At 67.2% G+C, this 20692-nt stretch carries 21 protein-coding genes; 9 read left to right on the top strand and 12 right to left on the bottom strand.

The features are described from left to right. Positions 1–30: 30 nt before the first annotated feature. Together RJT50_RS06390 and RJT50_RS06385 are read right to left on the bottom strand one after the other, a co-directional pair. Complete coding sequence (locus RJT50_RS06390; RefSeq protein WP_313695161.1) at positions 31–588, bottom strand: HalOD1 output domain-containing protein; 558 nt, start codon at positions 586–588, stop codon at positions 31–33. A 63-nt stretch (positions 589–651) separates the two neighbouring features. Then, positions 652–1296: a helix-turn-helix domain-containing protein gene (locus RJT50_RS06385; protein WP_313695159.1), complete on the bottom strand. Its 645-nt coding sequence runs from the start codon at positions 1294–1296 to the stop codon at positions 652–654. A 104-nt stretch (positions 1297–1400) separates the two neighbouring features. Between RJT50_RS06385 and RJT50_RS06380 the strand changes: the two genes are divergently transcribed. Then, positions 1401–2579 carry a M24 family metallopeptidase gene (locus RJT50_RS06380; protein WP_313695156.1) on the top strand — a complete coding sequence of 393 codons (1179 nt, stop codon included), beginning with the start codon at positions 1401–1403 and terminating at the stop codon, positions 2577–2579. Between the two features lie 43 nt (positions 2580–2622). Here the strand turns inward: RJT50_RS06380 and RJT50_RS06375 are convergent, their stop codons facing one another. Further along, positions 2623–3489, bottom strand: coding sequence for an isocitrate lyase/PEP mutase family protein (locus tag RJT50_RS06375; protein ID WP_313695154.1), 867 nt, complete (start codon positions 3487–3489; stop codon positions 2623–2625). Positions 3490–3713: 224 nt separating this feature from the next. On the opposite strand from RJT50_RS06375, the gene RJT50_RS06370 reads away from it, so the two are divergent. Both RJT50_RS06370 and RJT50_RS06365 read left to right on the top strand, forming a co-directional pair. Then, complete coding sequence (locus RJT50_RS06370) at positions 3714–4556, top strand: prephenate dehydrogenase (RefSeq protein ID WP_313695152.1); 843 nt, start codon at positions 3714–3716, stop codon at positions 4554–4556. Continuing rightward, positions 4553–5977 carry a small ribosomal subunit Rsm22 family protein gene (locus RJT50_RS06365; protein WP_313695150.1) on the top strand — a complete coding sequence of 475 codons (1425 nt, stop codon included), beginning with the start codon at positions 4553–4555 and terminating at the stop codon, positions 5975–5977. Before RJT50_RS06370 ends, RJT50_RS06365 begins: the two co-directional genes overlap by 4 nt. A gap of 57 nt (positions 5978–6034) precedes the next feature. Here RJT50_RS06365 and RJT50_RS06360 read toward each other — a convergent pair whose 3' ends face one another. The 4 genes from RJT50_RS06360 to RJT50_RS06345 form a co-directional block, all read right to left on the bottom strand. Then, positions 6035–7090, bottom strand: a complete 1056-nt coding sequence (locus RJT50_RS06360) for an ABC transporter permease (RefSeq protein WP_313695939.1) — start codon at positions 7088–7090, stop codon at positions 6035–6037. Positions 7091–7184: 94 nt separating this feature from the next. Then, positions 7185–8978, bottom strand: a complete 1794-nt coding sequence (locus tag RJT50_RS06355; protein WP_313695149.1) for an ABC transporter permease — start codon at positions 8976–8978, stop codon at positions 7185–7187. Beyond that, positions 8975–9970 carry an ABC transporter ATP-binding protein gene (locus RJT50_RS06350; RefSeq protein ID WP_313695147.1) on the bottom strand — a complete coding sequence of 332 codons (996 nt, stop codon included), beginning with the start codon at positions 9968–9970 and terminating at the stop codon, positions 8975–8977. The genes RJT50_RS06355 and RJT50_RS06350 overlap by 4 nt, the downstream gene beginning before the upstream one ends. A 188-nt stretch (positions 9971–10158) precedes the next feature. Then, positions 10159–10302, bottom strand: coding sequence for a DUF7989 family protein (locus RJT50_RS06345; protein WP_313695146.1), 144 nt, complete (start codon positions 10300–10302; stop codon positions 10159–10161). Between the two features lie 158 nt (positions 10303–10460). Between RJT50_RS06345 and RJT50_RS06340 the strand changes: the two genes are divergently transcribed. The 3 genes from RJT50_RS06340 to RJT50_RS06330 all read left to right on the top strand — a co-directional run bounded on the left by RJT50_RS06340 (position 10461) and on the right by RJT50_RS06330 (position 11931). Continuing rightward, on the top strand, positions 10461–10676 hold the full coding sequence (locus RJT50_RS06340; RefSeq protein ID WP_313695144.1) for a hypothetical protein: 216 nt from the start codon (positions 10461–10463) through the stop codon (positions 10674–10676). Positions 10677–10786: 110 nt separating this feature from the next. Next, on the top strand, positions 10787–11467 hold the full coding sequence (locus RJT50_RS06335; RefSeq protein ID WP_313695143.1) for a carbonic anhydrase: 681 nt from the start codon (positions 10787–10789) through the stop codon (positions 11465–11467). A gap of 122 nt (positions 11468–11589) precedes the next feature. Then, complete coding sequence (locus tag RJT50_RS06330) at positions 11590–11931, top strand: hypothetical protein (RefSeq protein WP_313695142.1); 342 nt, start codon at positions 11590–11592, stop codon at positions 11929–11931. Positions 11932–11997: 66 nt separating this feature from the next. On the opposite strand, the gene RJT50_RS06325 is transcribed toward RJT50_RS06330, so the two are convergent. Continuing rightward, a complete protein-coding gene (locus RJT50_RS06325) occupies positions 11998–12291 on the bottom strand; it encodes a chorismate mutase (protein ID WP_313695140.1) in 294 nt (97 codons plus the stop codon). Further along, positions 12288–13160, bottom strand: a complete 873-nt coding sequence (locus tag RJT50_RS06320; protein ID WP_313695137.1) for a shikimate kinase — start codon at positions 13158–13160, stop codon at positions 12288–12290. The genes RJT50_RS06325 and RJT50_RS06320 overlap by 4 nt, the downstream gene beginning before the upstream one ends. Positions 13161–13344: 184 nt before the next feature. On the opposite strand from RJT50_RS06320, the gene RJT50_RS06315 reads away from it, so the two are divergent. Next, positions 13345–13815, top strand: coding sequence for a DUF5796 family protein (locus tag RJT50_RS06315; protein WP_313695135.1), 471 nt, complete (start codon positions 13345–13347; stop codon positions 13813–13815). Then, on the top strand, positions 13812–14045 hold the full coding sequence (locus RJT50_RS06310; protein WP_313695134.1) for a DUF7508 domain-containing protein: 234 nt from the start codon (positions 13812–13814) through the stop codon (positions 14043–14045). The genes RJT50_RS06315 and RJT50_RS06310 overlap by 4 nt, the downstream gene beginning before the upstream one ends. 68 nt (positions 14046–14113) lie before the next feature. On the opposite strand, the gene RJT50_RS06305 is transcribed toward RJT50_RS06310, so the two are convergent. The 3 genes from RJT50_RS06305 to RJT50_RS06295 form a co-directional block, all read right to left on the bottom strand. After that, positions 14114–14758: a DsbA family protein gene (locus RJT50_RS06305; protein ID WP_313695132.1), complete on the bottom strand. Its 645-nt coding sequence runs from the start codon at positions 14756–14758 to the stop codon at positions 14114–14116. A gap of 98 nt (positions 14759–14856) precedes the next feature. Further along, positions 14857–15564, bottom strand: a complete 708-nt coding sequence (locus RJT50_RS06300; RefSeq protein ID WP_313695129.1) for a CAP domain-containing protein — start codon at positions 15562–15564, stop codon at positions 14857–14859. A 91-nt stretch (positions 15565–15655) separates the two neighbouring features. Next, on the bottom strand, positions 15656–18361 hold the full coding sequence (locus RJT50_RS06295) for a PKD domain-containing protein (protein WP_313695128.1): 2706 nt from the start codon (positions 18359–18361) through the stop codon (positions 15656–15658). Positions 18362–18796: 435 nt separating this feature from the next. Between RJT50_RS06295 and RJT50_RS06290 the strand changes: the two genes are divergently transcribed. Continuing rightward, entirely contained in the window at positions 18797–20689 is a 1893-nt protein-coding gene (locus RJT50_RS06290) for a 2-oxoacid:acceptor oxidoreductase subunit alpha (RefSeq protein WP_313695126.1), read from the top strand. Positions 20690–20692 lie beyond the last annotated feature (3 nt).

Genomic DNA, 20692 nt, shown 5'->3' with positions numbered 1-20692 from the left:
GTGTGTACCGGTGGCGGCGACGTCTCCGGCTCAGTCGGGGCTTCCCGTCGCCCCCGCGTCGGAGCCGGCATCGAACCCGTCCTCGGCGTCGACGCCATCGCCCGGGCGTCCGTCCACGCCGTCGGTCGCGTCGAGGCCGGTCTCCACATCGAGGTCCGTTTCGACGTCGAGGCCGGTCTCCACCCCGACCGCCTCCGTCGCGTCGATGCCGTCTCCGGCGTCCACTTCCTCCGGCAGCGCGCCGTCGGCCGTCAGTCCGCCGGCGTCGTCGACGGTCACGTCCCAGCCGTGATACGCGAAGGTGATGCTCGTCGTCCCCGGAACGTCCGGGAGGCTCGGCGTGAGAAGGGCGTCGAGCGCCTCGAGGTCGACGCTCGAACCGAGCGAGGGGAGTTCCTCGGCCGGCCTGTCGAGAACGAGCGAGAGCGCGTCGATGACGGCGATGGACGCGGGGACGGTCCCCGAATCGAAAGTGGCTTGGTAGCTGTTCGTCTCCGCGTGGAACTGGAACTCGTCGAACCGACAGAGCCCCGCCCCGTACTCGCGGCTTGCAGGGCCCGGAGTCGAGACGTCTCGGCAGTCGTGCATCCTACCGGCCGTGACGGCGACCCGGGGTATCCGTCTGGCCACTGACTATGTAGTCCACTTTAGTCATCCGGCGACGAGCACGTGTTCGATGAGGTTGCGGTGGGCCCGCCGGAGCCGGCCGGCGAGCGACTGCCGGGTGATCCCGAGTTCGGCCGCTAGCTGCTCCAGGGTCACCCGTCTGGTCGGATCGAAGTAGCCGCGTTCGAACGCGAGCACCAGCGCCTCCCGTTGTGGCCCCGTCAGCACGTCGTTCGCCTCGCCCGCGGTCGCCGGGAGCTCCTGGATCGTCGTCAGCGTCAGCGGGAGGTCGTGCTCCAGCGCGAACGCCTGGAATCGGGAGAGCGTCTCCCTGTCGTCGGCGCGGACCTCGAACGTCCACCGGTCGCTCGTTCCCGTCCCGGAGAGCAGCGTGACGCCGGTCTCCTCGATCGCGCGCAACACGCCGACGTGTTCGGGGGTCCACGAACATCGCAACAGCTGCTCGTCGCCCACGGCGTCGATGAGCCGGATGTCGCTCGCCCCCGGGTGCTCGCGGAACCGCCTCTCGACGTCGTCCCCGTCGGCTCCCCGGACCCAGAAGTACGGGACGACGTCGCCGCCGGTCGGGACGACCCGCTCGAGTTCGACGGTCACGCCGGGAACGCCCTCGAACACGCTCCCGAGCGGGAACTCCCCGGCCGGGACCGTGAACGCGGCCACGGTGGCCATCGATTCAACAACTCGCCGCGAAAACTCAAGCCTTGTGCCCGAAGGCCGGGGGAGAGGAGTCCGGATGGACAACGGCTTTCACCGGCGGCGGAGTTGCCGAACGTATGGACCCGGACCTCTCCTCGCTCGACGCACTGCTCTCGGAGACGGCCGCGGACGCCTACTGCATCGACGCCGCCGGCGACGACTCGAACCAGCTGTACCTCTCGGGGTTCGACGCGCCCGACCCGTTCTTCACCGTGTACACCGGCGAGACGCTGGCGATGCTCGTCTCGGGACTGGAGTACGGCCGCGCGAGAGCGGAGTCGCGCGCCGACACGGTCGCACGGCTCGCCGAGTACGACCACCACGAGAACGTCGAGGAACACGGCGAGGTGGCGGGCGCCGCCCGGACGGACGCCGCGTTCCTCGCCGACCTCGACGTCGACGCCGTGCTCGTTCCCGACCGGTTCCCGCTCGGCCTGGCCGACGCGCTCCGCGAGGCGGGCGTCTCGGTCGATGTCGACCACGACGACGTCGTCGGCTCCGTCCGGGCGACGAAGACGCCCGAGGAGGTCGACAACGTGAAGCGCGCCCAGCGCGCGAACGAGGCCGCGATGGGCGCGGCCGAGGCGCTGCTCCGGTCGGCCGACGTCGACGACGATGGCACGCTCACCGTCGACGGCGAGCTCCTGACGAGCGAGCGCGTCCAGGAGGAGATCGAGGTGACGCTGCTCCGACACGGCTGCGCGCTCGACGAGACGATCGTCGCCTGCGGCGCGGACGCCGCGGACCCCCACGATCGCGGGAGCGGTCCCCTCGAAGCCGACGAGACGATCATCATCGACGTCTTCCCGCGGGAGAAAGCCTCGAAGTACCACGCCGACATGACGCGGACGTTCGTGAAGGGCGAGGCGGACGCGGAGGTCCGGCGGCGGTTCGAGGTGACCCGCGAGGCGAAGGACGCCGCCTTCGACGCGCTCGAACCGGGTGCGACCGGCAGGGACGTCCACGACGCCGTCTGTGACGTGTACGAGGACGCCGGGTACGCGACGCTCCGCTCGGATCCGACGACCGAGACCGGGTTCATCCACTCGACGGGCCACGGCGTCGGCCTCGACGTCCACGAGGGGCCTGCCCTCAACCCGCGGGGGGAGGAACTGAAGCCGGGCCACGTCGTCACCATCGAGCCGGGGCTGTACGACCCCGCGGTCGGCGGCGTCCGCATCGAGGACATCGCCGTGGTGACCGAGGACGGCCACGAGAACTTCACCGACTACCCGGTCGAACTGGAACTGGAGTAGGTCGGTCGTGTCAGCCGTCGGTGCCGTGGTCGTCCCGACCGGGCTACTCGTCGGCGCCGTGGTCGACCCGACCGCGGAGCAGTTCGGCGAGATCCCCGTACGGGATCGCGTTCTCCATGCCGCCGTAGGTCCCGTCCTCGCGGAGTTCCTCGCCGACGTCCCGGAGGTGTACGAGCGTGGCTCGCATCGGCCCGGACCCGACGCTGACGCGCGCCACGCCGAGGTTGCCGAGTTCGGGAACGGAGGGCGCGCCCGGGCCGCCGAGCACGTTGATCGGCCCGTCGATGCCGTCCACGAGCGCTTCTATTTCCTCGGGGTCGGTCACGCCGGGGACGAACAGGCAGTCGCTCCCGGCCTCCCGGTAGGCGTTCGCGCGTTCGACGGTGCGCGCGACGCGGTCCGCCCCGTCGCCGACCTCGCTCCAGAAGACGTCCGTCCGGCCGTTGATGGCGAGCGGGATGCCGGCTTCCTCGGCCGCCTCGCGGGCCGCGCGGATCTTCGCCGCATGCGTCTCCACGTCGACGAGCGGGTCGTCGGGGTCGCCGGTGCCGTCCTCCAAGTTCACGCCGACGGCACCGGCCTCGATGGTGAGTCGGACCGTTTCCGCCACCGCCTCCGGGCCGTCGCCGTAGCCGGCCTCGACGTCCGCGCTCACCGGGAGGTCGACCGCGTCGGCCATCCGCCCGACCGCGGCGAGCATCTCGTCCCGGCCCACCACCTCACCGTCGGGGAGCCCGAGCGAGGCGGCGACGCCGGCGCTGGAGCTGCCGACGGCGGCGAAGCCGAGCGTCTCGTAGACGATGGCGCTCGCCGCGTCCCAGGCGTTCGGCAGCACGAGCGGTCCGTCCGCGGCGTCGCTGTGTCGTTCCCGAAACGATTCGGCTCGGTTCCGCTGGATTTCCTGGCGCATCGTTCTCTCGTCCCCGCCGAGGCGGGGCGTGTCACCTCGGATGAGGCTCACGCGGAACGACGATAAGCGTGTGCCGTCGGGGACTGTTCGATCCGGACCGATCGAGAGAGCCAATCGAGACGGCCCCCGCGACGCTGGATGACCGCCACGGGCACACGGACGCCCCCACGAACGGCGGGGTGGGGACCGACACGTTTTCACCCCGTCTCCGGGTAGCCGAGGCCATGAGACTGTTCGTCGTGGGCGCGGGCGAGATTGGGCGCTGGCTCGCGCGGACGCTCCGCCCGGCCGTCGACCGGGTCGCGTTCGCCGACGCGAACCCCCAGGCCGCGATGGACGCGGCCGACGAACTGGTCGACGGGCGGGTCGTCCCGCTCGACACCGACGAGGCGTTCGACTGCGTCGCGCTCGCGGTGCCGATACCCGCCGTCGCCGACGCGGTCGAGTCCCACGCCGCCAGCGCCGCGAGCGGCGCGCTGATCGACGTCTCCGGCGCGATGGCCGACCCGCTGGCGGCGATGGCCAGACACGCCGAGGGCGAGTACGCCAGCTTCCACCCGCTGTTCGCGCCGCCCCGCGGTCCCGGACGGGTCGCGTTCGTTCCGGGCGAGGCGGGGCCGGTCGTCGGGCGGGTCCGCGAGGCGCTCGCCGACGCGGGCAACGACGTGTTCGAGACGACCGCCGCCGAACACGACGGGGCGATGGAGGCCGTCCAGACCGGGGCCCACACGGCCGTCCTCGCGTACGCGCTCGCGGCCGAAGACGTGCCCGAGGAGTTCCACACGCCCGTCTCGGAGCCGCTCGCGGAGCTCGCCGGCACCGTGACCGAGGGCGATTCGCGCGTGTACGGGGACATCCGCGAGGCGTTCGGCGGCGCGGATGCGGTCGCGGCTGCGGCCCGGCAACTCGCCGACGCGGACCCCGAGGAGTTCACGGCGCTGTTCGAAAGGGCTCGGACGTCCGTCGGCGGCGACCCGCGGGAGCGGACCGCCGAAGCCGGCGCGGACGCTGACCCCGACGCGGACCCGGACCCCGGCGCGGACACGGACCGCGGGAGCGGCGAATGAGCGTCGACAGGGAGGCGCTCCGCGACACGGCGAAGTACCTCCGGAACGCCCGGCCCGTCGACCCCGAGGAAATCTTCGAGTACCTCCCCGACCAGCCGCACCCGGCGGTCGTTCGGCAGGCGCTCCGCGAGGAGGCGTTCGACCTCGGCCTGTTCGAGCGTGTGGACGGGACGTTCGTGCCCGCGGCCGAGGGGCCGGTCGATCCGCCGGGCTGGGACCCCGGGGCGTTCCCCGGGGCGTACGCCGACGCCCTGGCGGACCTGCTGGTCGAGCGCTACGGGCCGGGCTGGCACGAAGGCGAGAGTGGGGACGTGCTCCGCGGGGTCATCGAACGCCTTAAGGAGGACTACTACCGCGGCCGCGAGGTGACCTACGACGCCGACGCCGCGCTCGGCTACGCGATCTACCACCTGCCGGACTTCTACGCCGCGGTCGGCTACGTCCTCGACACGCTCGCCGCGCGGGGCCTGCTCCCCCGTCGGCTCCGCGTGCTCGACGTCGGCGCGGGCACCGGCGGCCCGGCGCTCGGCCTCCACGACTACCTCCCGGACGACGCGGTCGTGGACTACCACGCGGTCGAACCGAGCGCGAACGCGGACGTGCTGGCGGACCTGCTCGGCGAGACGCGCCGGAACTTTCGGGCCACCATCCACCGCAAGACTGCAGAGGAGTTCGACCCGGAGTCCGTCGGCGACGTGGATCTGGTGCTCTTCGGCAACGTGCTCTCGGAACTCGCCGATCCGGAAGCCGTCGTGGCGAACTACCTCGACGCGCTCGCCGCCGACGGCGCGTGCGCCCTGCTGGCGCCGGCTGACCTGAACACCTCGACCGGGATGCGCTCGGTGGAGCGGGCGGTCGCCACTCCCGAGTCCGACGTGACCGTCTACGCGCCCGACCTCCGGCTCTGGCCGGGGGAGGCGCCCTCGGACCGCGGCTGGTCGTTCGAGGAGCGACCCGACCTCGCGGTGCCGGCGTTCCAGCGTCGCCTCGACGACGCGGCCCCGCGCGGCCCCGGGGACGAGCCGGGAGAGTTCGTGAACGCCGACGTGAAGTTCTCGTACGCGGTGCTCCGGACCGACGGCGAACGCCGGGTCCCGGTCGTCGCCAGCGAGGAGCGACACGCCCGGATGGCCGACTCCGGGGACCACGTCACGGACCGGGTGAACCTGCTGGCCGTGAAGCTCTCGGCGAACCTCGCGGGGCCGGACGCGAACCCGCTGTTCAAGCTGGGCGACGGGTCCGAGCGGGTGGAACACTACGCGGTGCTGACGGGCGAGTCGATGCTGAACGAGGACCTCCGGGCGGCCTCCTACGGTGCCGTGCTCTCGTTCGAGAACGTCCTCGTCCTCTGGAACGACGACGAGGGCGCGTACAACCTGGTCTGTGCCGAGGAGACGGTCGTCGAGACGCTGGCCCGATAGGCGTCGACGCCGGGATCCCGCGTCCGCCGTCTCCGGGACCGGTTCGATCCCCTTCGCCTACGCTGGCGAGTACCGACCGACCACGTGCCGTGCGCCCAGAAGCGCGGCCACGCCGCCGACGACCAGCGCGCCGACGGTCAGGAACGTCGCCGCGTCCGCGCTCCCGACCGCCAGCCGCGCGCCGACGTTCGCCGGATTGACGGGCGAGAGCGCCGCCGCGCCGAACAGGCCGAGGACGCCGACCGAGTACACCGTCTGTGCGGCCCGGCGGTCCGGCGCGACGAGCGCGAGCGTCGCGCCCATCGACGTCACGATGGCCGCCGCGGCCGCGACGAGCGCGAGCAGGCCGGCGACGCCGACTGCCGTCTCGAATGCCGACGTGCCCGGCGCGATGGCGGTCCCGTTGAACGAGAGCAGCGCCAGCCAGAGCGCCGCCTGGAGCGGTGCCAGCCCGGCCGCAGCCAGCAGTTTCCCCTCCACGATGTCGGTCATCGTCACCGGCGCGACGCGGAGCAGTTCGAGCGTCCCGCGTTCGAGCTCCTCGGTGAGCGAGTCGACCGTCACCGACCCGGCGATGAACACCGGGAGGAACAACAGTAGCGGGACCAGCACCGTGTAGGTGAAGCCGAAGTACGGCGAGGCGTTCGACCCGTGCGGGAGCGCGAGAGTCTGGGATTCGAGATACGCCTCCCGCTGGCCGCGCTCGGTGCGCTCGAACGCGCGGAGCGCCTGCCGTGCCTGGGTCACGACGACCGTCGTGCCGACGTTCCCGTCGGGCACCAGCACCCGGACCTCGTACCGGTTCCCCGGCGTCTCCGTCACGAGCAGCGCCGCGTCGACCCGGCGGTCGGCGAACGCGTCCGCCGCCGCCCCGGTCGAGTCGTACAGCCGGCCCTCCATCGCGTCCGCCTCGCCGACCGCCGCCAGGAGCTGTCGGGCGTCGTCGCCGGCGACCGCCGTCTCGACGGTGATCCCCTCGCCCGCCCCGGGGTCGTACAGCGAGACGAGGCCCACGACGAGGAACGAGGAGAACGCCGCGACGAACAGCTGGATGAGCAGCGCGAGCACGATGGTCTTCTCGCTCCGGAGCGACGCCAGTTCCCGGCGCGCGATGGTGAGCCGCGCGTCGCTGCCGGCGGTCCCGTCGTCCGATTCCGTTCGATCGCCGTCGGTGGCGACGCGGGCGGACGGCTCCGGGTTCGGCCGGTCAGCCAAGGGTCGTCACCACCGTGTAGTCGTAGGCGAAGTGGATCGCCATCGCAACCGCGAGCGTCGCGGCGTACGCTCGCTTCCCGCGGGTCGCGCCCAGCGCCGCGACGATCGCCGTGACGGCGTGCAACACGAGCGGTGCCGCGAGCAGCCCGGCGGTGCCGACGACGCCGACGCCCGCGGGGGCAAAGGCTGCCTGTCCCACCGGGACCGTGTCGAGCCCGACGAGCTGGACGATGGCGGTCGCCTTCTCGGCGAGGAAGAACCCCAGCCCCGCGAGCGCGCCGAGTTTCACCGCCGTCCCGAGCGTGGGCCGGAAGCGCGACTGGTGGAAGCCGGCGAAGATGGCGACGCTCTTTGCCACCTCCTCGACGACCGCCACGACGACCAGCAGCGCGATCACGGCCAGTTCCTGGGGAAGCACGAACAGCACCGCGACCGCGAGCAGTTCGAGCACGAACACGAACGGGAGCGAGAGCGCGGCGAGGACGGCGACGTCGCGCCCGCGGTGGAGCCGGACCGCCAGCGAGTCGAGGAACTTCAGCGGGACGGCCCGCTGGGTGAACATGTCCTCCTCGCGGTAGACGCCGGTGCCGATCAGGAACAGGATGCCCGAGGTGACGTAGAACGGCCCGGCCGAGAACAGGTACTCGCCGAGCCCGGTCGGGTCCGCCGCCGGCTGGAGGTCCCGGACCACGAGCGTGAGCGGCGAGATGAGCGCGATGGGCGTGACGTTCGTGAAGATGGCCGGGACGAACGCGTACGTCGTCAGGAACACCGAGACGGTGACGGTGACGAAGGTGAGCTCCTTGAACGACCGGGCGAACATCGCGCCGACGAACGTCGCCGCGAGGAACGCCAGCGCGATGGGGAACACGGCCGCGACCGAGAGCACGCCGCCGCCGACGGCGAGCGCGATGACCGTCGTCGCGAGCAGGGAGACGGCGACGTACGGCAGCGTCTTGCCGGCCACGATGTCGAGCGGGCTCACCGGCGCGACGAGCAGGAGTTCCCCCCGTCGGTTGACGCGCTCGTTCAGCACGCTGGAGCCGTACGCCTGGATGACGAAGTTCATCGGGACGAGGAACGCGAACGCCAGGACCAGGGACGCGAACGGGAACGGCGGCGCGATGTCGGCCGGCGAGCCGGTCGACTGGCCGCCGAACAGGCCGCCGCCGGTGAAGTCCGGGACGCCGAAGCCGCCACCCGAGTCCCCGCTCGCGCCCCCGCCCGTCGAACCGCCAGCGTCACCGCCGGAGCCGCCACCCTCGTCGCCGGAACCTGAGCCGCCAGCTCCGCCGCCGTCGCCGCCACCGCCGCCGATCCGCTCGGAGTCGCGTTCGACGTACGACAGCGTGACCGACACGGGGTACGCGGCGGAGCGGTTCCCCTCCAGCGCCATCAGCCCGTCGTTGTGCGCCTCGACCGCGTCACGGAACGTCGCCAGCGCGGCACCGGCTCGCGGCGTGTCACCCGCAGTGACCACCGCCCGCGCGTCGTCGGTGTCCCCGTCGGTCACGATCACGTCGGCGCCGGCGGTGCCGGGCGCGACCGCTTCGAGCGGCGTGGACGACGCGACGGGGTCGTGATACGGGCTGTCGGCCGGGACCGCCACGCGGTAGATGTCGCGATCGAGCCCGACGCCGCCCCCCGCCGCGGCCGCGCCGGCGACGCCGCCGGCGAGCAGGACCGCGACGAGCCCGAGCACGGCCGTCCGTCGGTCGACGACGCCCGCCGTGCGGGAGACCTCCCAGCGGGCGATGCGGGCGATTCCGCGGGGGTCGAGCCTCACTCGCCCGCCCTCGGCGTCTGCCGTCGCTCCCCGTCCTCGGGCCCGCTCCCGCCCTCGTCCTCGTCCGCGGTCCCGGCCTCCTCCACGCCGGCCTCGTCGTCCGTGACGACGCGACTCCGTCCCGGCATCGGCTGCTCCGCGACGTCGAGGAAGATCTCCTCCAGCGTCGACTCCCTGGTCCGAATGTCGACGACGTCGCCGCCGGCCGCCGTGGCCCGGTCCCGGACCGCCTCGACCGCGTCCATCGACTCGACGGAGACGACGTGCCGGTCGCCGTCGGGTTCGGCGTCCTCGACCGGGACGGTGGTGAAGACCCGGTACGTCGTCTCGCCGTACTCGGCCCGGATCTCCTCGACCGTGCCGCGGGCGACGATCTCGCCCTCGTTCATGATCACGACGCGGTCACAGATCGACTCGACGTGGTGGAGGTTGTGCGCCGAGAACAGCACGGTCTTGCCCGACGCGGCGAGTTCGCGGGTGAACTCCAGCACGTAGTTCGTCGTCAGCGGGTCGAGCCCCGATGCCGGCTCGTCGTACACCAGCACGTCCGGGTCGTTGACGAGCGAGCGCGCGATTGCGACTTTCCGCTTCATCCCCTTCGAGACGTCGCCGAGGCGTCGGTCCCGGTGGTCGAGTTCGAGGTCGTCGAGCGCCGACTCGATGCGCTCGGTCGCCACGTCGGTCGGGACGTCGTACAGGTCGGCGAAGAAGTGGAGGTACGAGCGGGCGGTCATGTCCTCGTACAGCGGCGACTCCTCGGGGAGGAAGCCGAGCTCCGATCGGGTCGTCGGGTCGCCGGCGGGCGACCCCGCGACCGTCGCGGTCCCCTCGGTCGGCTCGATGAGCCCCGCGACGCTCTTGAGCGTCGTCGTCTTCCCGGCCCCGTTCGGCCCGACGACGCCGAATATCTCCCCCGGTTCGACCGTGAAGGTGCTCCCCTGCACGGCGGCGAAGTCGCCGTACACCTTCCGTAGCCCGTCGACGCGAATCATACGCGTTGCTCCAGTCGCCGGGAGTAAAGGGCGTCGCCGCGACTATCGCCGATGAAAATCACGGTCGCGGGGCGGAACCGAGTCGCCGCGGGGAGCGGGCCGGCCGGAATTCACGTCGCCGGCGGGTCCAGGAGGCGTCGGTTACGGCTCGGCGGGTCCGTGAGTATCGTCCGTGAGTGGGCGCAAAATCAGTCGTCCGCGGGCGTCCGGTCGGCCGCGTCCGCGTCGGCTTCGGGTGTCGGTTCGTTCTCCCCGCCTCGTTCCCACACGGCGTCGGCCGAGACGCCGTGTGGCGGCGTGTGGCTCACGTCTTTCATGGTGGAGTCCGTCATCGTGACACCGGCTATCAATCGACGGTATTTGAGCGTTGCTTTGGGTGTTCCTTAGAGACTGAATAGCATATTAGGTAATATAATGTCCTCGGCGGGGAACGCGGCGCTCCTCCCGAACCCGGCCGCAGCTATTTGGTCGTCGGTGGCCAATCCCCGCCGTGTCGAAGCCGCCGGCGCGCGTCGAGGCGTCAGACTCCCCGGGCGAGTGGCGTCACCACCTCCTCGCGCTCGCCATCGTCGTGCTCGCCTTCGGCGTCGCGGCCGCGGTGGGGTCGGAGGTGGCCTACTACGCCGCCGCCCTCGTCGCCTTCTCGGTCTGGATGGGCTGGTTCGTCATGACGGCGGTCGAGTGGCTCCGCCACGCCGAGTTCTGAGTCCACGAGCCAGTTCGACGCCGAGCCGACTCACCTCCGCCAGTGGTGACCGCCCCGAACCGGACGACCAAAACGTATAGGTCGGGGAGTCGTTCTCGTTCTCACGACGTATGCTCGAAACGCTAGTCGAGATGCTGGAGGGGAACTCGGACCACCTCGGGGAGTTCGAGTCGCGGTTCGACGACGTGCAGGACTCCCAGCGGCCGGACGCGGTCACCGTCTGCTGTTCGGACTCACGCGTGCTCCAGGATCACATGTGGGGCAACGACCGGCCCGGCCGCGTCTTCACGTGTAGCAACATCGGCAATCGGGTCGTACAGCGGACCGACTCGGGACCGGTCGTCTCCGGCGACGTTCTCTATCCCGTCGCACACACCCACACCGACACCGTCGTCGTCGTCGGACACACCGGGTGTGGCGCCGTCACTGCCGCCTACGACGATCTGACCGACGGGATCTCCGAGCCCGCGGGGATCGAACACTGCCTTGACCTGCTGGAACCGCACCTGGAAGCGGGCGTCGAGTCGCTTCCGTCGGATCTCCCCCGCGAGGACGCGATCAACAACCTCGTCGAGTACAACGTCGACAGGCAGGTCGGGTTTCTCGTGGGCAGCGAGGACGTCCCGGACGGGACCACCGTTGTCGGGGTCGTCTACGACTTCCAGGACGCCTACCCCGGACGGCGGGGCGAGGTCCACGTCGTCAACGTCGGCGGCCAGACCGACGTCGAGACGCTGCGGGACGAGTATCCGAACGTCACCGAGCGCGTCCACAGACGCTGGACGGACTGAGGTGACCTCCGCAGCCGGCGACACGTCGAGTGAAACTGCGGCCGATCCGGGTTGGAATGCCGCGATTCACGCCGTTCGTCCAGTGTGCGACATTTATCAGGGGCTGATTCGAGTTCGGACACGTGTCCCTTCACCCTCTGGTCGTTGCGCCTCCCGTCGTGTTGCTCGCCATGGGCGTCACGTACGCTGATGGCACACGTCGGTCCCTCACGGTACCGGCGCGATTACGGTGGACTCTCGGTATCGGGTGTGTCAGTATCGGTGGGTTCCTGGCCGCGTTCGCGTTCGACGGCGTCGTGTTCCGCCTCTACTCCGTCGCGGTCGGGAGGCAGTTCATCGTTCAGTCCCCCCGCGAACTCCTCACGATCCTCTTCAGTATCGGGCTGGTCATCAGCACCGTGGCCGTTCTCCTCTACGGAGTCGCCAGTCGCTTCGGCCCCCTCGAATCGGAGCCGCCATCCTGAGCCGGGGGCTCGCCACCTTCCACGAATTTCGACCGGCAATCGACCGCGTGGTCGCGTGCCGGTTAACTACCTGCTCTCGCGCTGCTCGACCTTGTTCAACTCGATGAGAAGCCGGAAGATGGCCTTCACCAGGTTCGCGTCGACGTCGAACCGTTCAGCGTTCTCACCGGCCCGGTCCATCACGCGCTGCTCCTGATCCTCGTCGGTCGTCGGGAGGTCACGCTGGGCTTTCACGCCCGCGATCGTGTCGGCGACGTACGTTCGCCGTGCGATGAGTTCGACCAGTTCGCGGTCGATGTCCTCGATCTCCTTGCGGAGCTCGTCCAGTTCCATCTCGTCCGGATTCTGCGTATCGTTCATGAGACTCTGGCCCCCGTGTTCCGCGTTCGCGTCCTGATCGTCTCGCCCGCTCGTTTCGCCCACTGCTCCTCGACGCGGTCCAGTCCCGCGACCGAGCCGACGGCCACGACGCTCGGACCGGTGCCCGACAGCGAGACGCCCGCACAGTTCGGCATCGCCTCGACGGCGGGATCGGTCGGGAAATCCAGCGCCGCCGAGAACGCGAGGCCGTTGACGGTCATCGCCCGCTTGTGGTCGCCACCGAGGGCGAGGTCAGCCGCGAGGTCGGCCATCGGCGCGACTCGCTCGCAGCGCTCCACGTCGGCGTCGGCGCTGTAGGCCCGTTCCGGCGGCGTCCAGACGAGCGCGTCGTGCTCGAACGACGATCGGTCGAGCAGGTCGTCGGCGCCGTTGTCCGTCACGGTGACGCCGCCGAGCATGCTCGCCGAGGCGTCGTCGAACGCTCCCGTGACGGTGACGCCCGCGTCGCGTGCTGCGGCCACGCCGAGCCGACAGGCGTCGGTTCTGGTCACGTCAGCGTCGGGGTCGTCGGCGACCTCCCAGCCCAGCGCGTCCAGGGTCGCCAGCACCGCCGCGTTTGCGGCGGCGCTCGAGGATTTCAACCCCGCGGCCATCGGCACCTCGCTCTCGGTCCGCACCGTGCCGCCCTCGTCCGTCCCGTACTCCGTCACGACGCGCTCGACGCAACGCTCGATGAGGGTCGTTTCCCCGTCGGGGTCGTCCGCGATTTCCCCGGTTACGGCGTCGGCCTCGGCGTCGAGACTGACGGTCGCCGTCGTCTCGATGTCGAGTGCGAACGCCGATCCGACGCCGGTTGCGAGCGCGTTGACGACGGTCCCGGCCCCTGGCGCGGTCGCGCGGCCCTCCATGAGGGAACGGCGTGCGGACCGGGTTTGAGTGTGGCGGTCGTCACACCGTTCGCCGCCGTTCGACCTGAGCACTGCCCGTCGCCGGCCAGGCCAAAGCCCACCCCGCCGCCTCGAGAGCCGCGCGTGACGGACGGGCACGACCGCTGTCGCGGGGCTTATTCCCCCGCCGCCAGTACGGTCGCCCATGAGCGCGCCGAACCGGAGCGACGTCGCCCCCGCGACCGTCTCGGTCGCCCTGCGCGAGGAGGGCGTCGAGGTCGAGTACCTCGACGGCCGGGTCACGTTCTATCACGGCGTCCCCCAGACCGTCGAAGGGTCGCTCACGACCCAGCCGGGAAAGCAGACGCACGTCCTCGTCACGGACCCGACCGAGTCGGAGGGCGTCCTGCTGTACGTGAACGATCTGAAGACGCACGACGACATCCTCGCGGACACCGGCGTCGGCCGGGTCATCCTGGGGGAGGGCGACGAGGAGGAACTGTTTCCGGGCGTGACTGCCCGGCGACCGGGCGGCCAGCGCACGGAACTGGATGCCGATCCGGCGGTTGCCCGCGGACGGGTGTTCGCCTTCGTCGAGGACGACTGGGGCGAACAGAGTTACGAGTTCGTCGACGCGGAGTCGCGTGAGGGGACGGGGGAGGGCGGGGACAGATGAGCCTCCACAAGCAGTGGCGCGAGTTCGACCGGGCCGCCGTCGGCACCGCTCCGGAACGGTACGGCGTGTACGAACTTGGCGACGAGTCGGGCGAATCACTCGGCTACGGAGTCGGTGTGCTGCGCGACGAGCTAAAGGAGGAACTCGCGTACGGTGAGGCGGCGAAGGTCCGCTGGATCGTCGCGGAGTCGAGCGAGCACGCGGAGCGGCTGGCCGACGAACGCTTCTGAGAGGTCAGCTGCCCAGAGGTGATATTTCCGGTTCGGAGTGAAGTGACGTCGCCCCCCGAGTGAAGCGTCTACGAGTTCTGCTCTTTGATGAACGATCGAACGTCGGCCGCCGAGGTGCCCCCGATCGACTCGAATCCCCAGCGCATCGCCGGGAGCAACTCGACGCCGCTGTCCTCGCCCATCGCCTTGTCGGCGAACATCTGATTCCGCCGGCGTCGTTGCCGTGCGGCCGCGGTTACCGACTCCGGGTCGGCCCCGGCATCGGCTGCGGTCCGCTCGATCAGGTCCAGCGAGTACTCTTCGGCCGAAACGAGCGACTCATGGAACGCCCACGCGGCTTCCCGATCGGTCTCCGCACGGACCTGAAACAGTGCGGCAGGGAGCATCACCGACCAGCGGTCCACGGGCTTTGGAAACATCATGAGTGTCAGTCGCAGTTTCCCGTCCTCGATAAGGTCCCTGAGTTCGGGGTACTCCTCGCGCCACCACCTGAGCGAAGCGTCGTGTGAGTAGTCGAAGTAGGTGATGACGAGGGTGCCACCCGGTCCACCGGCGTAGATCGATTCGACACCGGGAAACGGCGTCCGCGTTCCCTTGTGTGAGAAGGTGGTCGTCTTCTGGGCCGTGGTGTAGGTTTCGTTCGGGTTTCGAGTCCGGTCCGGTTGTGAGTTGCTTTCTTCGAGTAATTTGGTGCAGCCGCTCAGGGCTGTCATAGTGGTGCAAAGAAATCCTGCCAGGAACTTGCGGCGGGTTGAATTTCTCACACCTGCTCTGGCCAGCCAATATTACTTATATATTCGTATTAATTAAGTCAACTGCCGCAAAGCATCATTGTTACATACACATGCCTATCACTAGTAACATAGATTCCGATACCTACTGTTGTGAGGTCGATGATGAGCATCGCCTGATTATGAGGCGGCGATTGAATGAACGCACCAATTGTTTCTTCAGCAAGTTCATCTTCAGTTGAGAGATTTCCCGTCTTCCATCCATCGTGGTGTATATTTTCCGCGGAGATTCCACAATTATAACTGTTCCGCCTAGCTCTATCTTCGCTCGTTAGTCCGTCCGGATTGGTATGCGAAAAGAACCCCTGCTTAGCCATATCATGAGAGTGGTTCCTTGCAATGATAGCTAAACGAGGATCAGAGACTAGCTGGCCCAGGTTTTTTCGGGTTCGATATGTATTTAGTTCAGTAACAAGTGATTCCTCCACCAAACTCACGTTAATATCACTACGAGGCGTTTTGTTCTGGAGTGGTCGAGGGGTAGAAATTGATTCATCCGGCTGGCCGAATCCAGACTGTGTGGAATAGGGTAAATCAGTCGGTGTTGGAGATGGAGAACTTCTGTCGGTTCCCTCCGCATAATTGGCAACCGCACTACAACCTGAAAGGACCAGCATCAGACTCAGCAACATCGCTGCCAATGCCAAACGACAACCAGTGTCCGAATGCTGGAACTTTCCATTGGGAGAATTTTTACCGTTTCTCCCGTCTTTGCTATGTTCACTCACGATATGTCACCCCAAATTTTGTCCAGAGCGTGTTCGCAGCTCACTCTTGTTCTAAATTCCCACATATACTTATTAAATTTATTATAGATCCTCAACACATCAGGTCATCATGGTGCCCACCTTTTCCACCACAGTTAACCACCACACTTTCAAGCGTACCATCAACGTAAGCTCCTTTCCTTGGTTTAGTTAAGGAGTATTCTGTTGAATATTTCGAATTGATAAGTCGCTTCCAGACCCAGTAGTTTCGACTTGCAGTTTCGCTAAACACCGTAACCGGAACAGCCTCGGTCGTTGTACGGCTGTACCTGTGCAGCCAGACGTCCTTCGTCTGTTTAACCTCCCTGTGATAGCGGTAGTCGGTATCGTAGTAGGTCCTCCCGTCGTGATCGTGTCCCGAGTACCAGACCCGAGTATTGTAGTTCCATTCGACACAGACCACGCCGAAGCCGCCGCCGGGAGTGGGGTCAAGACGTCGATCCGCACATGAACCCCGGGTCGTCTCTTCGTGCCGAGTTCGGTCGTGATCGTGACCATCTCCGACAACGACGAGATCGGTTCGCGTCTCCCCGGTCTGGGACCATCCCGGCACGCCATACTTGTCTTCGTACCACCGGTACTGGTTCTCGTAGACCGTCCTCGTCTCCTGACGGACGTTCGAGTCCGTGAGCGTCCAAGTCTCACCGCTACCGTCCGGGTCCGATCTAGCGACCTGATGATCAGTCCGTTGCCGCTGTTCCGTATATGAGTCGGTGACGATCCAGTTGTCACCCAGATCGAGATGGTCGGCTTGACTTCCCTGGTGGGTGTACGTCTGGCCCGTCAGATACCTCTCTGCGTGGTTAATTTCCACCTTGTTCCAGTCATTTCCCGGTGGCCGTGATGGTGCGATAGTCTTCTCGTGCTGATCGTTGGAGACCTTGTATCGATACTCGGTGTAGGAGTTTCGGGTTACCTTTACCTTGACCCGTTTGAGCGCGTATCCATCGGACCCCTGAATGGAGGTCAATTGAACCGAATGCGTTCCGACCTCGTCGTAAACGTGTGTAACTTCCTGCCACTCAGTCGAGTCAGGCCCCGTGACCACTACTCCGTCACCCATTTCAATCTTATAGTGCTGATACGAGAAAAGGTCGAAAACGACCTCAGACCCCACTGTAACTTCGAGGGTTCCCCCCGAACCTACCGTCTCACCGCCTCCAGAGGCTTTAAACGAAATATTTGAATGGGTTGCGATCGTGTTGACTCTGCTCGTCCATTTCTGTCTACTACTGTTACCGTTTTCGTCAGTCGCCTCTACCCAGAGAGCGATAGAACGTACCGATCCCTTCTCGGAGACGAACTGATGTTCGATACTCGAAGTTCGTGTTCCATTTAATTCACCCAATGATTTTGTGATAGTAGTACTATCGTTAAATTCCCACTCGACAGAAACGGGTCCCGGGGTCCCGCTCGTAATGTCTGCGGAGAAGGCGTAGGTCCCACCCTCGATCGTATCCGTGTCCGATTGTTGAGTAGAATCGTCGAGATAATAGTATGATCGAATATCACCAACTATTGGAGTAGTGTTTTTTCGAGAAGTAACTCTTGTCGTTTGAGTTACTCTAGTCCGCTTCTCCACGGTAACAGAGTTCCCTTCATCGTCACTAACCCGTACCGAGACGGTAGCCGTATCGCCCGGTGGCGAGTCCATTGAGACGTGGTTCCGGAACCTCGTCGCGTCTCGTTCGAGTTGCGTCTGTGCAGGGTCCCACGATATCGTGAGTTCGCCACCGTCCGGATCGTAGGCCTCCAACGTGTACGACTGGGTCGATCCGGCAGGCGCCGTATCCGGCCCGAAAATCGAGACGACCGGTTCCCCCGCACCGTACACCTCGACCTGGTGTGTCGCGGTGGCCGAGCTCCCGTCCTCGTCGGTCACTGTCGCGGAAATCGTGTACTCTCCGGGGGAGTCGAACGAATGCGTGACCGTCGACCCGGAAGCTGATGCAGGCGACGTCCACGACCGGCTGACGACCGTTCCGTCCGGGTCGCTAGCGGTGAGGAGGAAGGTAGCCGACTCATCGACCGCGATCCGACTGGGGCCGTCGATTTCGGCCGACGGTGGCTCGTTCGGGGACGTGTCGCTCGTGTCACCAGGGTCGTCCTCGAGGATCGTAACCGACTTGCTGAGTCGGTTCGTCGCGCCGTCATCATCGGTGAGCAGTACGGACACGACGACGCGTGACCCAGCAGGCTCGTCGAACGTGCGCCGCGCGTCGCGGCCGGATGCTTCTCCCGTACTCCACGCATAGGACTCGATTCGACCGTCGTCGTAAGCGTCCGCGGAGAAGGTCGCAGTCTCCCCCTGAACGACCGAATCCGGTCCGGTGATACTCCCGGTCGGCGGGGAGTTCGTGGTCGGAGCCGAGTCGTTATCGCCCGAACCCTCATCCGACTCGCTCTCGCGAACGTCCACGTAGAGCGTGTCATTCCGGGAACGACCGTCCGCGTCCGTGACGGTGAGGGTCACGTAATACCGTCCCTCCTGGGTCGCCTCGAATCGGGTTCGAACCGACGTCGGGTCGGCAGGCCGAGCCGTGGACCCGTCCGGGGCCTCGATTCGCCAGCGATACGACGCGATCTCCCCGTTCGGATCGAACGATCCACCCCCGTCGAGGAAGACGGTCTCACCGAGTTCGACCGATTGATCCAGCCCGGCATCCACGACGGGCGGGTCGTTCGACAGCGACGCGACGTTCGACGGAACACCGGCGACGACGATCACCAGCACCATCAGGATCGGACGATACTTCATTCGGTGGCGGAGTCTGATTCGGTATCAGTTATAAATCTTAACTTATCAAGGGAAAAATTATCCTCTATCTGATTAGTTGTTTTATCCTGTTCAGTGAGTTCAGTCGGTGCGCTGGTCGAGAGTCCGGACTCATTCGCGCGGTCGGACTCGGCTCGGGCACGAATTCGACTCCGGATCCGACCCGTCTCGAGGCTCGAACCGAGTCCGGGCAGCACTCCAAGTGACTACCGAATCTGGTTCGCAATCCGATTTAAACGTAAGGTAGCGGACAGCCAGTTGATCCGTCCTCAGTATCGACCCAAGCCAGCCGGTCAAAGAGTGGACGTGAACGATCGCTAACCCTCACGAACGTTCCTTGCGAACCCATAGCAAGGCCTTTCAGTCGGGGCAGGCAACCACCAGATACTAGGCCTACTGGAGGGCCCAGACCTAACTATGGCAGACGACGAACTCATCTGGCGGATCGCGGGCGGCTCCGGCGACGGCATCGCCTCGACCAGCCAGAACTTCGCGAAAGCCCTGATGCGTGCGGGGCTCCACGTATTCACGCACCGTCACTATCCGTCCCGGATCCGCGGCGGCCACACCTACGTCGAGGTACGAGCCTCCGCGGACCCGGTGAAGTCCCGCGGTGACGGGTACAACTTCCTCCTGGCGCTGGGCGACTCGTTCGCCCGAAATCCCCAGGAGGGGGCGTACTACGGCAACGAGGAGGTGAAACCACTCTCGGAGAACCTGGACGAACTCCGGGAGGGTGGCGTCATCATCTACGACGAGGGGCTGCTCGACCCGGCCGACATCCCGGACTTCGAGGAGCGTGCCGAGGAGAACGACTGGCACGTCTACCCGCTCGACCTGCGCGGGCTCGCCCGCGAGAAGGGTCGTGAAGTCATGCGGAACACGGCGGGCGTCGGCGCGACCTGTGCCATCGCCGGCATCGAGCTCGAGTGGATCCAGGAGCTGATGGCCGACGCGATGCCCGAGAAGATCCTCGAACCGAACGTCGACATCCTCGAGACTGCCTACGAACAGGTGAGCGAGGAGTACGACGTGGACGCCCCGGGGATCGACGTCCCCCAGGGAGAACACGAGGAGGAACAGCTGCTCATGTCCGGTTCGGACGCCATCGCCTACGGCGCGATCGACGAAGGGTGCCGGTTCATCGCCGGCTACCCGATGACGCCGTGGACCGAGGTGTTCACCATCATGAGCCAGAACCTCCCGGAACTGGGGGGGATCTCCGAGCAGGTGGAAGACGAGATCGCCGCGGCGGCGCTCGCCGTGGGTGCGTCCCACGCCGGAGCGAAGGCGATGTCCGGCTCCTCGGGCGGCGGCTTCGCGCTGATGTCCGAGCCGCTCGGGCTCGCGGAGATCACCGAGACGCCGCTCGTGCTCGTCGAAGCGATGCGTGCCGGTCCCTCGACCGGGATGCCGACCAAGCCCGAGCAGGCCGACCTGGAGCACGTCCTGTACACCTCGCAGGGCGACTCCCACCGCGTCGTCCTCGCACCGGGGACCGTCGAGGAAGCGTACGACCACGCCCGGACCGCGTTCCGGCTGGCGTACGATTACCAGATCCCCTCGGTCGTCATCTACGACCAGAAGCTCTCAGGCGAGCTGACGAACGTCCCCGCATCGACCTTCGACCGCGAGCCGAACCCCTCGATGGGGAAGACGCTCACCGAGGCGGAACTCGCGGACGAGCCCCACACGGAGGACGGGAAGTTCCACCGGTTCCAGCACGACGTCGAGGACGGCGTTTCGCCCCGGTCCATCCCGGGCCAGAAGGGCGGGCGCTACCTCGTCACCGGCAACGAACACAACCCGGCCGGGCACATCAGCGAGGACCCGGACAACCGCGTCTCGCAGGTGAACCGGCGGTTCGAGAAGATGGATGCGATCCGCGCGGACCTGGACGAGAACTCGCTGCTCTCGCCGCACGGGCCCGAGGAGGCCGAGTACGGCATCCTCACGTTCGGCAGCCAGCAGGGCACCGTCGAGGAGGCGGTCGACCGGCTGAACGCGAACGGCCACGGCGTCAAGACGCTCTCGGTCGGCGAACTCGCGCCGTACCCGGTCGAGGCCGTCGAGGCGTTCGTCGAAAGCGTCGACGAGGTGCTCGTCGTCGAGATGAACGCCTCCGCGCAGTTCCGTGGGCTGACCCAGAAGGAACTGGGCCGCTACGGCGAGAAGCTGCACTCGCTGTTGAAGTACAACGGTAACCCCTTCGAGCCCGCCGAGATCGTGGAGGGCTTCGAGACCAGCATCGTCGAGGACGGGGAGCTCCCCGGCCACGAAACCAAGTTCGTTCCGGCGGCAGGTGACTGACCA

The organism is Halobaculum sp. XH14, from assembly GCF_032116555.1.
Lineage (GTDB): Archaea > Halobacteriota > Halobacteria > Halobacteriales > Haloferacaceae > Halorarum > Halorarum halobium.
Note: the sequence above shows the minus strand (reverse complement) of the source record. Positions and strands in the feature narration are given on the sequence as shown.